This window comes from Synoicihabitans lomoniglobus (assembly GCF_029023725.1).
GTDB classification, from domain to species: domain Bacteria; phylum Verrucomicrobiota; class Verrucomicrobiia; order Opitutales; family Opitutaceae; genus Actomonas; species Actomonas lomonigloba.
On sequence record NZ_CP119075.1, the window covers coordinates 1,806,628 to 1,819,960 of the forward strand.

The 13,333-nt window shown below is 60.7% G+C and carries 12 protein-coding genes; 3 read left to right on the forward strand and 9 right to left on the reverse strand.

All coding sequences use genetic code 11. The annotated features are described in order from the left end of the window. Positions 1-35: 35 nt before the first annotated feature. The gene (locus tag PXH66_RS07055; protein ID WP_330927956.1) at positions 36-1,040 is read right to left on the reverse strand and encodes an ABC transporter substrate-binding protein; all 1,005 of its coding nucleotides are present in this window, start codon (positions 1,038-1,040) and stop codon (positions 36-38) included. 139 nt (positions 1,041-1,179) lie between these two features. Here PXH66_RS07055 and PXH66_RS07060 point away from each other — a divergent pair, with 139 nt between their 5' ends. After that, positions 1,180-2,073: a c-type cytochrome gene (locus tag PXH66_RS07060; protein ID WP_330927957.1), complete on the forward strand. Its 894-nt coding sequence runs from the start codon at positions 1,180-1,182 to the stop codon at positions 2,071-2,073. Positions 2,074-2,167: 94 nt separating this feature from the next. Here the strand turns inward: PXH66_RS07060 and PXH66_RS07065 are convergent, their stop codons facing one another. The 5 genes from PXH66_RS07065 to PXH66_RS07085 all read right to left on the reverse strand — a co-directional run bounded on the left by PXH66_RS07065 (position 2,168) and on the right by PXH66_RS07085 (position 7,447). Then, positions 2,168-3,358 (reverse strand): IS481 family transposase, encoded by a 1,191-nt coding sequence (locus PXH66_RS07065; RefSeq protein WP_330927958.1) that lies wholly within the window; start codon positions 3,356-3,358, stop codon positions 2,168-2,170. Between the two features lie 458 nt (positions 3,359-3,816). After that, positions 3,817-4,782, reverse strand: coding sequence for an ABC transporter substrate-binding protein (locus PXH66_RS07070; protein ID WP_330927959.1), 966 nt, complete (start codon positions 4,780-4,782; stop codon positions 3,817-3,819). Further along, the gene (locus PXH66_RS07075; protein ID WP_330927960.1) at positions 4,779-5,783 is read right to left on the reverse strand and encodes an ABC transporter substrate-binding protein; all 1,005 of its coding nucleotides are present in this window, start codon (positions 5,781-5,783) and stop codon (positions 4,779-4,781) included. The genes PXH66_RS07070 and PXH66_RS07075 overlap by 4 nt, the downstream gene beginning before the upstream one ends. Further along, positions 5,780-6,574: an ABC transporter permease gene (locus PXH66_RS07080; protein ID WP_330927961.1), complete on the reverse strand. Its 795-nt coding sequence runs from the start codon at positions 6,572-6,574 to the stop codon at positions 5,780-5,782. The genes PXH66_RS07075 and PXH66_RS07080 overlap by 4 nt, the downstream gene beginning before the upstream one ends. 6 nt (positions 6,575-6,580) lie before the next feature. After that, entirely contained in the window at positions 6,581-7,447 is an 867-nt protein-coding gene (locus tag PXH66_RS07085; protein ID WP_330927962.1) for an ABC transporter ATP-binding protein, read from the reverse strand. A gap of 147 nt (positions 7,448-7,594) precedes the next feature. On the opposite strand from PXH66_RS07085, the gene PXH66_RS07090 reads away from it, so the two are divergent. After that, on the forward strand, positions 7,595-8,578 hold the full coding sequence (locus tag PXH66_RS07090) for an ABC transporter substrate-binding protein (RefSeq protein ID WP_330927963.1): 984 nt from the start codon (positions 7,595-7,597) through the stop codon (positions 8,576-8,578). Between the two features lie 16 nt (positions 8,579-8,594). Here the strand turns inward: PXH66_RS07090 and PXH66_RS07095 are convergent, their stop codons facing one another. Beyond that, on the reverse strand, positions 8,595-10,286 hold the full coding sequence (locus PXH66_RS07095) for a CocE/NonD family hydrolase (RefSeq protein WP_330927964.1): 1,692 nt from the start codon (positions 10,284-10,286) through the stop codon (positions 8,595-8,597). Further along, positions 10,283-11,707 carry an FAD-binding oxidoreductase gene (locus tag PXH66_RS07100; protein WP_330927965.1) on the reverse strand — a complete coding sequence of 475 codons (1,425 nt, stop codon included), beginning with the start codon at positions 11,705-11,707 and terminating at the stop codon, positions 10,283-10,285. The genes PXH66_RS07095 and PXH66_RS07100 overlap by 4 nt, the downstream gene beginning before the upstream one ends. 153 nt (positions 11,708-11,860) lie before the next feature. Here PXH66_RS07100 and PXH66_RS07105 point away from each other — a divergent pair, with 153 nt between their 5' ends. Next, positions 11,861-12,700 (forward strand): c-type cytochrome, encoded by an 840-nt coding sequence (locus tag PXH66_RS07105; RefSeq protein WP_330927966.1) that lies wholly within the window; start codon positions 11,861-11,863, stop codon positions 12,698-12,700. 100 nt (positions 12,701-12,800) lie between these two features. Here the strand turns inward: PXH66_RS07105 and PXH66_RS07110 are convergent, their stop codons facing one another. Then, a complete protein-coding gene (locus PXH66_RS07110) occupies positions 12,801-13,268 on the reverse strand; it encodes an REP-associated tyrosine transposase (protein WP_330927967.1) in 468 nt (155 codons plus the stop codon). Positions 13,269-13,333: the final 65 nt, after the last annotated feature.

Sequence of the window (13,333 nt, forward strand, 5' to 3'; positions counted from 1 at the left end):
GCTGAATCAGCTCAGCCTGTGCCCGTGTTCAAATGTCACGGTAGATAACGCGTAGATACCACTTGGTCGGTGGTGACCTTGCCGGCGGGGCGAAGGATGCCGAGCGATTCGAGTTGTTCGATCTGGGTTTGGAAGCGCGGCAGGCTCACGCGACCGATTTGATCGGGGCCACCGTCGACCCGGCCGACGACGAGTTTTTCGTCGATGATCATTTGCCGAGAGTAGGCGAGGAAGGCGTCGGAATTCTTGGGGTTGACCTGCTTCATCAAGTCATGGGCGGGCGTGGGGTCGCCGAAGAGGTAATCCTCCCACCCGCGAATGTAGGCGGCCATGAAAGCCTGCATCTGCTCGGGATGGGCGGCGGCCCAGTTTTTGTTGGCGACGATGACCGTGTAGGCGTCGAAGCCGGCGTCCCATGCGTAGAGGAATTTCGGTTTCTGGGCCCCGCCTTGCTCGATATAAAACGGCTCCGCGATGTAGAATCCCTGTTGAATGAAGTTCTGGTCGGCGATGAAGTTGGCGACTTGGAAGTTCTGAGGAATGATATTGAAATCGATGCCGTATTTTTTGCGCAGGTAGGGCAAAAATGCCCACTCGGGACGCGCCATGATCGTGGTGCCGTCGAGTTGTTCGAACGAAGTGATCGGATTGTCGGCGTGAAGCATCAGCACGGACGGGTCGTTCTGAAACACCGCGCCGATGTTGACGACCGGCAGACCCTCGGCGATGGCGAGAATGACGTTGGTGCTGTCGGCTTGGGCCACCTGTGCTTGGCCGCCAGCGAGTTTTTGCATGGCAAATGCATTGGCTCCGCCTTGGTCGATGCGGACATCGAGACCCGCTTCGGCGAACCACCCCTTCGCCTTGGCTTGGTAGAAGCCGCCGTGTTCGGGTTCGGCGATCCAATCGAGTTGCACCACCATGGGGAGGCGTTGAGGTGAGTCGCCGGCGGCGGCGTCCGGAGGACTCGAACGACTGCAACCAAAACCGATGAGTAGAAGCGAAGCGAGAAGGGGGAAACAAATGCGGGTCCGATTCATGGGATGGCGCAGGTTGGCTGGCATTCGTTTTGCTGGCAACTCTGCGGCCGCGTTCAATTGGAGGCGTTGGTCATGTCGAAGACCTTACGCGGGTTGCTTCGACCCCGTCAGATCCCGCGTCGTTTAAACTCATTCGATTATGCGTATTACGACTCGAGGGCTCCGTGGACGGAGCCATTGGTTCAGTGCCTTCGCCGGCGCTTTGATGTTGATGTCCGGGGGCGGCCTGTGGGCTGCGTCGCAACTGGCGGTTTCGAAGACGGCGGGTTCGCCTTATGACTTGAAAATTACGGCGGGTCTCGCGGACGTGCCATCAGGCGAAGACCGCTTCGTGGCGTGGAGCGACTTGGATTCCCTGCCGACGGAAGTCCTGGAATTGGAGGGCGAATTTGTTCCGGGCATGCAATCGGTCACGGTGGTATTTCTCGATCAGGTCATGGGCGCGCTCCCGGTCGCGTCGCAAGCCGATACAGTCTTGGCGTGGTGCACCGACGGCTACTTCTCGATCTACCCGCCGGAGTTTATCGCCCGGCAGCGACCGTTTGTCGTGCTGCGGATTAACGGCGATGGTCCGGATAAGTGGCCACCGGAGGGGCTCAACTTTAACCCCGGTCCCTACGTGATCAGTGTGGCGGACGAAGTGGTGCCGGGCACGGAGGCGATTCTCGACGTCGGACACAAACGGCCGTGGGGCGTCGATCGCATTGCGTTCGTGGCGTTGAACACCGCGCTGGCTCCGGCGCATACGGGCAAGTGGCGCGAACTGAGTACGGCCGGAAATGTCGGGCGCGATATCTGGGTCAACTCGTGTTCCAGTTGCCACCCCGGACCAGGAGGCTTGGTGGGCGGCGACAAGAGCCAGCGACCGTTTGAAATTTTGGCGGCACATGCGAAATACAATACCGACTATTTCCGCACCTACGTGCGTAGTCCGACGAGTGTCGTGCCGAGTGCCAAAATGGAGGCGCATCCCCACTATACTGATGAGCAACTTGACGCGCTCATCGCGTTCATCACCGCCGAACAAGGGTAGAGCGGTTTCGCCGTAAACCGCCGCAGGCTGATGGAGCGGCGCGCTCGGCGTGTATGGACCCGGGTCAAGGGTAACAAGTGTGCCGGGTTAGGGGTTACACTTTCGGATTTGAGTCCAAGGTATCAGCGACAAGAGGATGATAGGAACCTTTGGGCAACAGGGACGGAGTTTTACAGTCGATTAAACCGAGAGGGAACGCCGCGTAGTAGACCCGTAAGATGCCGTCGGTGGCAGTGGGCCTCAATGCCACCTCCAAACCATAAAAAGCACTGCCCACGTAGAAGAACCGATTGCGCACGGTAATCTCGCCCTTGCTTTTCACGCGACGCACCAAGTCACTGGAGTCATACTCGGCACACGGCAACGCAGACGGCATAGCGCGAGTGGACGGGTGGTAGTGTTGAGCCGGGCAATCCAGATTCAGCGAGTCATGAGGACGGTCATGATTGTAGGTGTGTCGGAAGGTATTGAACCGTTGCTGTGACGCATCTAAGTCGGACCAGTCATGGCGCCTGAGCAGGTCATTTTTGAGGGTGCGGTGGAAGCGCTCGTCTTTGCCTTGGGTTTGAGGATGAAAGGGACGGCCATGGATGGTGAGCACGCCCAGTTGGAGCAGCCAAACGCTCAGGGAGGTATACTTCTGGCCGTTACCAGACCAAGGGGGACCATTGTCACACAAGATACACATGGGTAACCCGTAGCGGCAGAACATGTTTTCAAGGTGCTTTCGCACGCCCTCACTTTGCTCATCCGCGCAGGCCCGCAACCCGATCAAATAGCGCGAACAGTCATCGAGCACGGTCAAGGGATGGCACCGACCGTGATGCATCGCAAAATGTCCCTTAAAATCCATCTGCCACAGCTCATTGGGAGTAGCGCGAGCAAAGCGTTGCCAAGGACGATGTTTGGCTGATTCGGCAGGCTCGATGCATTCTTCCCGGCGCAAAATCCGGCCGATCGAGCTGGTGGAAGGTAAATCACAGACCCCTGTATTTTCGAGCCTGCGACGTAATTTACGTGGGCCCCAAGAAGGCTGCTCCTGGCGCACCCCGAGGAATTTTTGCTCCATAGCCAAAGAGGTCTGATTAGGACGACGAACGGGTTTAGGCTTGGTGGGAATAAGCGCATCGGCACCTCCCTGCGCTTCCCGATTTACCCACTTGTATCCTGTTTTTCGACTAATACCAAAACGAGAACAAGCCGCGCTGAAACTGATTCCTCGCAACTTGGATAGCGCGACAAACTCACGCCGTAATTGCACCATATCTTTAGTAATCCAAGGCATGGCAGGAAGGCCATGGCCTTCCTGCCATGCCTTGGAAACTGTAACCTCCAACCCGGCACACTTGTTACCCATAACCCGGCACGATACACGGCGAGCACGCCCTACCGGGCCAGCCAGGTGGTGGGGTCGGGTGATGGCATTGCCGTGGTGGACCAAGGGTAGGGCGGTTTCGCCGTAAACCGCCTCGGGCTGATGGAGCGGCGCGCTCGGCGAGCACGCTCTACCGGGCCAGCTAGGTGGCAGGGTTGGGTGATGGCATTACTGTAGTTGACCAAAGGTAGGGCGGTTTCGCCGTAAACCGCCTCGGGCTGATGGAACGGCGCGCTCGGCGAGCACGCCCTACCGGGCCAGCTAGGTGGTGGGATCGGGTGATGGCGTCGCTGTGGTTGACCAAGGGTAGGGCGGTTTCGCCGTAAACCGCCTTGGGTTGATGGAACGGCGCGCTCGGCGAGCACGCCCTACCGGGCCAGCCAGGTGGTGGGGTCGGGTGATGGCGTTTTGATCAAGCCCATCTCCAGGGCCGTGGCTTGCAATTGCTGCCATCGTGGATGGTCCATCGTGGGGAGCGGGGAGTCATCCGGTCCCATTACGTAGGGGCGTAATTCGCGCAACGCGGCGGCGATATGGGCGGGGTCCGCGTCGGGACCCGCGTGTTTGACGATAGCGGTGACGGCGGCGACGGGATCTTCGTAGGCACGTCGCCAGCCTTGGCGCGTTGCTTCCACAAACGTCGCCACGGTCTCGGCGTGGGTTGTGGCTTGTTCCCGGGTGGTGTAGAGAATTTCCGAATACGAAGGGAATCCCAGCTCGGCGAAAGACAGGAAGTTCACGGGCTGTGGCGCGGCGGCGGCGCGGAGCCGCACGAATTCTTCGGAGGCGTAGCCTTGCATGGCGTCGATTTCGCCCGTGAGCAGCGCGGCGATGTCATCCTCGACCCGCACAAATTGCGTGGCGTCCGGGGCGAGTCCGGCGTTGCGGGCGAACCACGCGAACAACGCATCGGCATATGCATGCACCCCAACTGGTCGATGGGCGAAGTCCGCAGCGGAATGCACCCCCGATTTGGTCAGGCTCATGACGCCCGCCGGGCTTTGTTGCAGCATGGGCGCGAAGGCGATGAGGTCGTCGCCGCGATCAAGTTTCTGCAGCAGGATGTAACCTTCAATCGACCCCATGGCGCACGTTTCCGGGTCGGCCTGCAGGTTGGCGGTGCTATCTTGACCGTAGGAAAAATCGCGAATTTCCACCGTCAGTCCGGCCTCGGTATAAAGACCGCTTTCGAGCGCGACGAAGACGCCAGCGAATTGAGCCGAGGCGAACCAGCCGGGGTAAAATACCACCCGGGTCGGTGCCTCTGTCGCCGTGAGGGGGGAACCGAAAACGACGAGCGCCAGAATCGCCGTCAGCGCGCGTCGTGGGTTCATGGGGCCGGCAGTTCGGCAACCATGTCGAACGCGACCACCGCGTTGAGATCAAGGGGCTGACTGATCAGTTTCAACTCCACCATGGTGGCCATCGTAGCCTCCATGCGGGAAAGCAACAGCTGACCGTAGGTTTCCGTCGTAGTGGGGTTGCCGCCGATGAGTCCGTTGTCGCGCATGGTTTGGATGCTGAACGCGATGAACGCGTCACTCATCTGGTCATTGCGCGCCTGGATGAGGGCGTTACCGGGTTGGGAATCGCCTTCAATGTAGTCCCGCCAGCCGGCAGTGGAGGCCGCGACAAATGCTTTCACCGCTTCGGGATGGTCTCGTAAAAACGCCTTCTTCGTAAAGATCACGCGGTAGGGATCGAAGCCGGTGTCGGCCAGCAGCATGGTCTTGGGTTTCGCTCCGTTTTGCGCGACGTAAAAGGGCTCGTTGGTCACGAAGCATTGCTGGATGAATTCCGGGTTACCCATGAATTGAGCGATCCCAAAATTGGTGGGAATGATGCTGAAATCGATTTGGTAGCGCGCCTTGAGCACGTTGATCCAATTGGAGCCGGGAATGGCCATGATCGTCTTGCCGTCGAGGTCCTCGAACCGGGTCACGGGGTTGGCGGCGTGCAGCAAGAGTGCCTGCGGGTCGTGCTGCATAAACGCGCCGACGATGACAAACGGCAGGCCATCGGCGATGTTGCGCATGATGTCGTCGGAGCGCCCCATGGCGATATCGGCCGCGCCACTGGCGAGTTTGGTCGTGGCCGTCGGTCCGGGACCACCCGGCAGGATCGTCACGTCGAGCCCGGACTCGGCGTAGCCGCCGGTCGCGAGTGCCTGATAAAACCCACCGTGCTCAGCTTGTGGATACCAATCGGTTTGGAAACGGATCGCGGTGATGGTGGAACCGTCATCCGTTTGGGTGGTAGGCGGCGGCGACTTGCCGCAGCCGGCGGCGAACAGGACCGCGGCAGCGGTCGCGCAGAGGGAAGAGAGGCGAGTCATTGTTCGGAATTGCTGAAGGAATCGTGCCACTTGTGGAGACTGAGCCAGCTCAACCAGACGACGACCGCGACGAATACAAATCCCAGCGCGCAGCCGGTGAAGGCGGTGGCGAACAACGCCGCCATTTTGAATTGCGAGCTGTAGATGATTGTCAGGAAACCGAGTCCGCCGCCGTCGGCTCCGGAGTTGCCCGCCGTGTAGTCGCCGACGATGGCGCCGATCGGGGCGAGCGTGGCGGCGATGCGCAGGCCGGTGAAAAAGTAAGGCAGCGCGGCCGGCACGCGCAGCAGCAGAATCTCCTGGCGTTTGGTGGCTTTGCACATCGTGAAAAGATCCACGAGATTCCGATCGGTGGAGATCAAGCCCTGCGTGGTATTGACCACCATGGGGAAGAAGCAGATCAGGAACGTGATAATACTGACGCTGGCGAGACCTGGGCCGGCCCACAGCACGAGAATCGGGGCCAGCACGATGACGGGGGTCATCTGCAACATCATCAAATACGGGTAGAGGCTCGATCGCACCAACGGCGTGAGCGACAGGATCAAGGCGAAGACGAAGCTGCCGGTGACGGCCAAGCCGAACCCGACCATGGCTCCCTTGGCCGTGTTGACGGTGCCGGTCCACAAGGTCGCGCCGTTGTCGCGAAAGGCTTCCAGCACCTGATGAGGGGCGGGGAGGAGAAACTGGCGATCCTCGCCCAGGCCGGCGCGCGCCGCATACCACAGACCGATGAAGACCAAACCGGTCAACGCGGGCAAAAGGTAGGTGAGGTAACGTGGTTTGGGCACGGGCAATCAGGGTTGAGCGTTTTCGACCGAACGCAGGAGTTTGGACACCTCGGCCACGAGTCGTTGATAGTCCGGCGATTGGCGGGTCTCCTCGGTGCGCGGATACGGCAGGTCGACGGGAATCTCGCGATGCAGGCGACCGGGATTGGCACTGAGCACGAAGATGCGGTTGGAGAGAAACACCGCTTCGGCGACGGAGTGCGTGACGAAAAATGCGGTCCAGGCCTTTTGGTCGCGAATGCCGAGCAACTCCTCGTTGAGATGGTCTCGAGTCATCTCGTCGAGCGCGCCAAACGGCTCATCCAGCAGGAGGATTTTCGGCGACAACGAAAGGGCGCGGGCGATCGATACGCGCATTTTTTGCCCGCCCGAAAGCTGACGCGGGTAGTAGGTGGCGCGGCCCGCGAGGCCGACGAGGTCGAGACATTGCAGCGCGATCTTGGCGCGTTTGGTGGATTCCACGCCCCGGAGCTTGAGCGGCACCTCGACGTTTCGCTGCACATTGAGCCACGGCAGCAAGGTGGGCTCCTGGAAAACGAAAGCGAGTTCCTGCGCGGCGTTTTCGGGACTGACGCCCTCGACCGAAGCCACGCCGGACGTGATCGGGTTGAGCCCCGAGATCAGTTTAAGGATGGTTGATTTTCCGCAACCGCTGGGACCGATCAGGGAAATGAAGTCACCCCGTTTGGCCGCGAAGGAAATTTGATCCAAGATAACCGGTCCATCGCCGTAGCGTTTCTCAACGTGGTCAAATTTTACGATGGCGGTGTGATTCGTCATGCAGGTTCGTTCAGCGAGGTCAAAGTAGGGCGGTGGGAGAGCAGGGCGCTTGCCATGCACAACCGAGGCGAGCAGATCGGTCGTAAATGCCATGAGCAAGTTTCATGCGTAAAGCGGGGACAAATGTGCCAGATTTTGTCGATGGTAGCGGACGCAGATGGTGCGCCGTTTGCAGCGGGGAGGGTTATGACTTGGAACTGTGCTCGGACACACCTTGGAATCGGCGTTGGTAATTGGGGGATGGTCCGGCGAACGCTCGCCGTGGCGTGGTGGGGTATTGCGACGTTGGCGCTGCCCATGCGGGCGGAGTCGACGCAATTGGTCATGCAACTCGATCTGGGGGTGCAAAATGTGCAATTCGCCGGTGTGCTGTGGGCGCAATCCGAGGGCTGGTTCAGCGACGCGGGCATTGATCTCGAAATCAGGCCGCTGCCCGACGGTTATGGTGATTTGGCGGCGAAGGTGGCGGCATCTGAGCATACGATTGGATCGATCGAGAGTGGGTTGTTTTTGACGGGCCGTGCGGCGGGCGAACCGCTGGTGGCGATAGGGGCGATGTTTCAAGCGTCGCCGTTGTGTCTGGTGGCCAAGTCTCACCATCACCTCCGCACGCCGGCGGATTTGGTCGGCCTGCGCGTGGCGGTGCACGGCGACGGACATGAAGCGCTGGCCACGATATTGGCGTATAGCGGAGTCGATGCCTCGAAAGTGGAAATCGGCGAAGCGGATTACGGTAACGGGCCTTTGTTGCGCGATGAAGTCGACGCCAAGCAGGCCTACTACGTGGACGAATATGTGCACATGCTCACCGCCGGGCACGCCGTCGACGCGCTGCGCTACAAAGATTTCGGACACAAGGCCTACTCGCAGGTGATGTTCGTCAGTGAAGCGACACTGGCGGCCCATCGCGCGGCGTTGGTCAAGTTTCTGCAAGTGTTGGACCGGGGTTGGCGGGCAGCGGTGGCGGCACCGGAAGTGGCCGCAAAACTGGTGGTCACCCGTTACGCACCGGCACTTGATCTCACTTACCAAACCGAATCGCTGAAACTCATGTCGGAGCTGCTGTGGGCGGAGGATGAGCGGACAGGCGCGACGAGCCCGGTCACGTGGCAAGCCAATGCCGCCTCATTTCTCGCCACCCATCCGGAATCGAGTTTGCCGCCGATGGAACGTTGGGTGGACTTCAGTTTGATCGAGGAGGCCTTTGCCCGCGCCGCGCCCTGACGGCGGCGGGAGCGGTTCAGTCGGTCAGGACGGGTAAAACCAACCGCGATGGTTGGGCGTCGTTGTGGTAGACGACCTGCAGAGCGTGCCCGAAGTCACCGGGCGCTTTCACGGTCGCCGGATCAGTGGCGTGATTGGGCGAACGAATGAGCAGCGGATAAGCGGAACTGGCGACGTCGATGCGCACGGTTTCGCCCGGTGCCATTTGGACCGCGATGGGATCGAGTTGAATGGAAATTTCTTTTCCGGTTGGGGTATCTGCTCCGATGACAGACGCGGCACCGAGGCAAAGAAACTGGGCGACGCCGGTCGGCAAAACGCGAGACAAGCGCACCACAAAATGCGTATGCGAAGCACTGGAGCAAACATGCAGCACGCAACGCGGATCCCCCGCTATGACCAGCGGGGTATCGAGTGGGGACGAGGTGTAGACCAGCAAATTGTTGCCTTCCTGTTGGGGAGCCAGGTCGTGCGGTCCGAAGGCCACGTTGCCGCCGCGATTGCCCCCGGGAGCCACGACCGGAACCTCCGGGTCGTAAGTGAACATGTCCTCGGGACCGGCGGGGCCATCCGGTGACAGTGCACCATCGCCATAGCGCGAGTTCGCCCGTTTACCGGAGCACAAAAACCACTCGCGCGGCTGGGACGCCGGCGGAGGCCAGGCAGTGGCCTCTTTCCATGCGTTGGAGCCGAGTTCAAAATAACGCACCGGCGGCAACGGCGCTGCACCGACCGGAACCTCGTGATCGAGCCAATGATGAAACCAGGCGGCCATCATGGCGTCGATGGCGGGCGCGGCGGCGGGACCGAGATCCTGGCCGCCGACGTGTTCGCCCCACGGGATGTGTTGCCACGGACCCGCCAGCAGAACCTGGCCGGGATGCGTCGCGGCCATCTTGCGAAAACCATCCACCGAACCGCGTAGGTAAAAGTCATACCAGCCGCTGAGATGAAACATGGGCACGGCCAGTTCCGCGACCCGGGCGAGCAAGTCGAACTCCTCCCAATAAGCGTCCTTGGTCGGGTGACGAATCCAGTCGATGCCGTAGCTTGGCACATCTTCGTTGGCCAAAGGGGGCGCGTCCGTGAGCGGCATGGCACTGCTCAAGCGGCCGGCGTTGAGCCAGTTGGTATCGAGGGCGGCGGCGCTGTCGGCCTCGGTGCGGCGGGCGTCCTCGCGCAGCATCTGGCTGGCCCAGCCGATCGTGGTGCTGAGTTGCAAAATCCCGTCGCGGTAAAACCAACCCGAATACAAGTCGAACGCCGTCATGTGCGGCGCCAGTGCTTTCAGCGCGGGCGGCCGGGCGAGGGCGGCCAGCAGTTGCGTGGAGGCTTGATACGAAAAACCATACATGCCCACACGACCGTTGCTGCCGGGCAGCGCGGCGGCCCACGCGACGGTATCCGCACCGTCGTCGATTTCGTTACGAAACGTGTAGAAGGTGCCCTCACTGTCGCCGCGACCGCGCACATCTTGGATGATGACGAGGAAGCCCTCGCGGGCCCACCACGTGGGGTGAGCGTAGACGACGGTCGACGCGATGTCGCGACCGTAGGGCTGACGCATGAGCAGGACGGGCCAGGGGCCGGTGCCGTCGGTCGGTCGATAAATGTCGGCGATGAGACGCGTGCCGTCGCGCATGGTGGCGATGGCACCGGACTCGAGGGAAACGCCATCGAAGGCGTCGGTCAGATGGTGTCCGATCACGAGAACAGGAAATGAGGCATCGAACCCGGCACGGCAAACCTCGGCGTCGGAGCTTGCTTCATTTTTCCCGGATTAAGCAGGTTGTGCGGATCGGCCTCATGTTTGAGTTCGAGCTGCACGTCGTAGCCTTGGTCGCGGCCGCCTTCCTCGATGTAGCACGTGTGCGGGTTGGCGGTGAACACGCCGATGGACGTGCAATACTCGATGATTTCCTTGAGCCGCTCCTCGCTCTTGAAATGCACCAACGGAATGCCGCCGCAGGCCACGGTGGGGCTGGCTCCGCCCATCTTGGGGTTGCCGCGAGTGAACTCGAGGTGGAATAGGATTTCGCCAGGAAATTTCGCGTGCAGCAGTTGGAATTGTTCGCGGTAGTTGGCCCCGAATCCGCTTTGCAGATACGTCCAGGCCGGGTCGGCTTTGAGCGCCCACAATGTGGTGTGGTTCCACGTGTAGTCAGAGAGCATCGGCGGCTTGCGCGGGTAGTGGTAGGGAATGCGGTGCGGCACGCTCAGACCGGCCGCCTCGGCGCGGGCCGCCACGGCGTCGGCGCTGGATTCGTCGACCTCGAAAAAGATCAGGTGATGGTCGGCCGGATAGAACTTTTTGATCGGTTTGAAGAACGAGCCGATGGGATTTTCCATTACGGAAACAAGGCGCTTGCGCACGGTCGCATCGCCGGCGATTTCGGCGGCGAAATCGAGCAACGGGTCCCAATTGGTCGAAGCGATGACGAGTTGCTGCCACGGATAAGCCGGGGCGAGTCGCAGCTGCACCTCGACGATGATGCCGTTGGTGCCGTAGGCGTGGAAGACGCGCATGGTTTCCGTCTCGTCGAGCGTCAGGATGCGCGGTTCTTCCTCGATCGTCATAATCTTGAAACGCTTGATGGTGCCGGGCTCGCGCAGGCCACCGTGCGAAATCGAGCCGATGCCCCCGGAGCCCCCGCTGACGAAACCAGCGATGGTGGATTTAACCCACGTGGACGGATAACACCGCAGTTCCCAACCCAGCGGGCGCGCTTGATTTTCAATGGTGGCGAGACGGGCACCGGGTTCCGCGGTGACGACACCCTCGGAGAGGTCGATAATGCGATCCATGCCGCTGAGATCGACGATCAGACCGCCGTAGAGCGGCACGCTTTGGCCGTAATTGCCGGTGGCCGCGCCGCGCATGGTGAGAGGCACGCGGGCGGTCGCAGCGAGTGCGACCACGGCACGCAACTGGTCAATAGTGGTCACTCGGACCGCGGCGGCGGCCAACCGGTCTTCCAACCGATCGCGCAGCACCGGCGAATACCAATAGAAGTCTTTGGAGAGCGTGCTCAGTCCCGAGTCATCGATGACGAAGTGATCGTCGCCGACGATGGCGCGCAGCTCTTGGAGCAAGGTTTCGGAGAGGGCGACAAATCCAGGTGTTGGCATGAAAAAAGAGAATAGAGCGCGTCCCGTGCCGTCGGCGCTGGTGAATTTGGGCGGAGTCTGGCACCACGTTGTCGTGGCATGTGCGGTGCTCCCCGGGACGACATGTTGAAGCGCTTCAAGCAGGGATGTTTTGGGATGATTGCAAGTGTGGTCATGGGGATTGGATCGGTGGCCGCGGCGGGTCTGGAACTCACCACCGCCCCCACGGCCGACGATGACCTGGCCGTATCCGGAACCTGGGTGAACGTGCCGGCAGGCGAAATCCGTTTTATCGCTCGCAGCGCGTTGGCGAAGTTGCCCGGGGTCAAGACCGTGACCGACCGGATTTGGCCCACGGCTAAACCCGTGGAAATGACCGTGCTGCCGCTGCAGTCCTTGATCGACGCGCTGGGCTGGGGCGAGGCGAGTGACGGCCTCGTATTGAAATGCGGTGACCGTTGGGAATCGTGGATGCCGCAGGCGCTGATCGAATCGGAAAACCCGTTCCTCATTCTCTATTATCAAGGACGTGCTCCCGGCGACGGCGAAGGGTGGCCCACCTTTTTGGGGATCGAACCGATGGCTCCATACTACGCCTTCGTGAGCCCAAACGATCGACCGGATTTTGTGGACGCCACGCCCTTCGGGATGATCTCAGCGACGCAGATCGTGGAAATCGCGGCGGCGAATGAGGCGGAGCGTTACGCGCCGTTTTTTGCAGGAGCACTGGCGGAGCTTTCCGGTGATGCGGCTGACGGCCGCGACCTGTTTTTGGCGCGCTGCAACAATTGCCATCAAGGTCCCGGGGAAACCGGGGGGAATGTCTCGCAACGACCGTTCATGCTGTTGCAAGTGCACGCCACGGTTAACGCCGACTACTTCCGGAAAATGGTCCGTGATCCCAAGCAGTTTTATCCGGAGACAATCATGCCGAGGCATCCGGATTTCGAGGACGAACATTTCGCGCAACTGATCGCGTTTCTCGCCGCGACGAAAGCAGCCAAACTGCAGTAGTCGGGTAGGGCGTGCTCGCCGAGCGCGCCAGCGTGGAATTGGTGGGGACGTCATAGCTTTGGCCATGATAGCCGCGTTCGGCGGTTTCGGCGAAACCGCCCTACCTTGACCAGATGTAGGGCCAGTCTTTGCGGTGTTTCACGAGTTTAGCGCGAACGGGATTTTGTCGGATGTAGCGGGCCTTCTCCTGCAGGTTTTCGGCGTCGCGAATACGGTGATCGAAGAAGTCGCGTTGCCACGTGACCCCGGTGTGTCGGGCGACGAACCGCTTGAATCCGGCAACCTCGGATTTCATGGTGGTCGTCGACGAAAATGCAATCAGCGCGTGGAGGTGGTCCGGCATCAGGAGCATCAAACGGCAGTGCCACCGGTGATGCTCATGGCGGTGCGTGACGGCTTCGAAAATCGCGTTCGCAGTTGAGTCGATCGCCAGTTGATTGAGTTTCCGCGGTATCGTGCAGATCGTGATAAAATAAGTGGCTCCGGAACCGATCCATGCCGGTGGCGTATGTCCCAGTATTTTCCGCCGAGGAGGAAGATCGACGGCTTCGCTTTCGGGGTCGGACATTCGTTAGAGGTAGGGCGCGCTCGCCGAGCGCGCCAGCGTGGAATTGGTGTGTAACCATGATATCC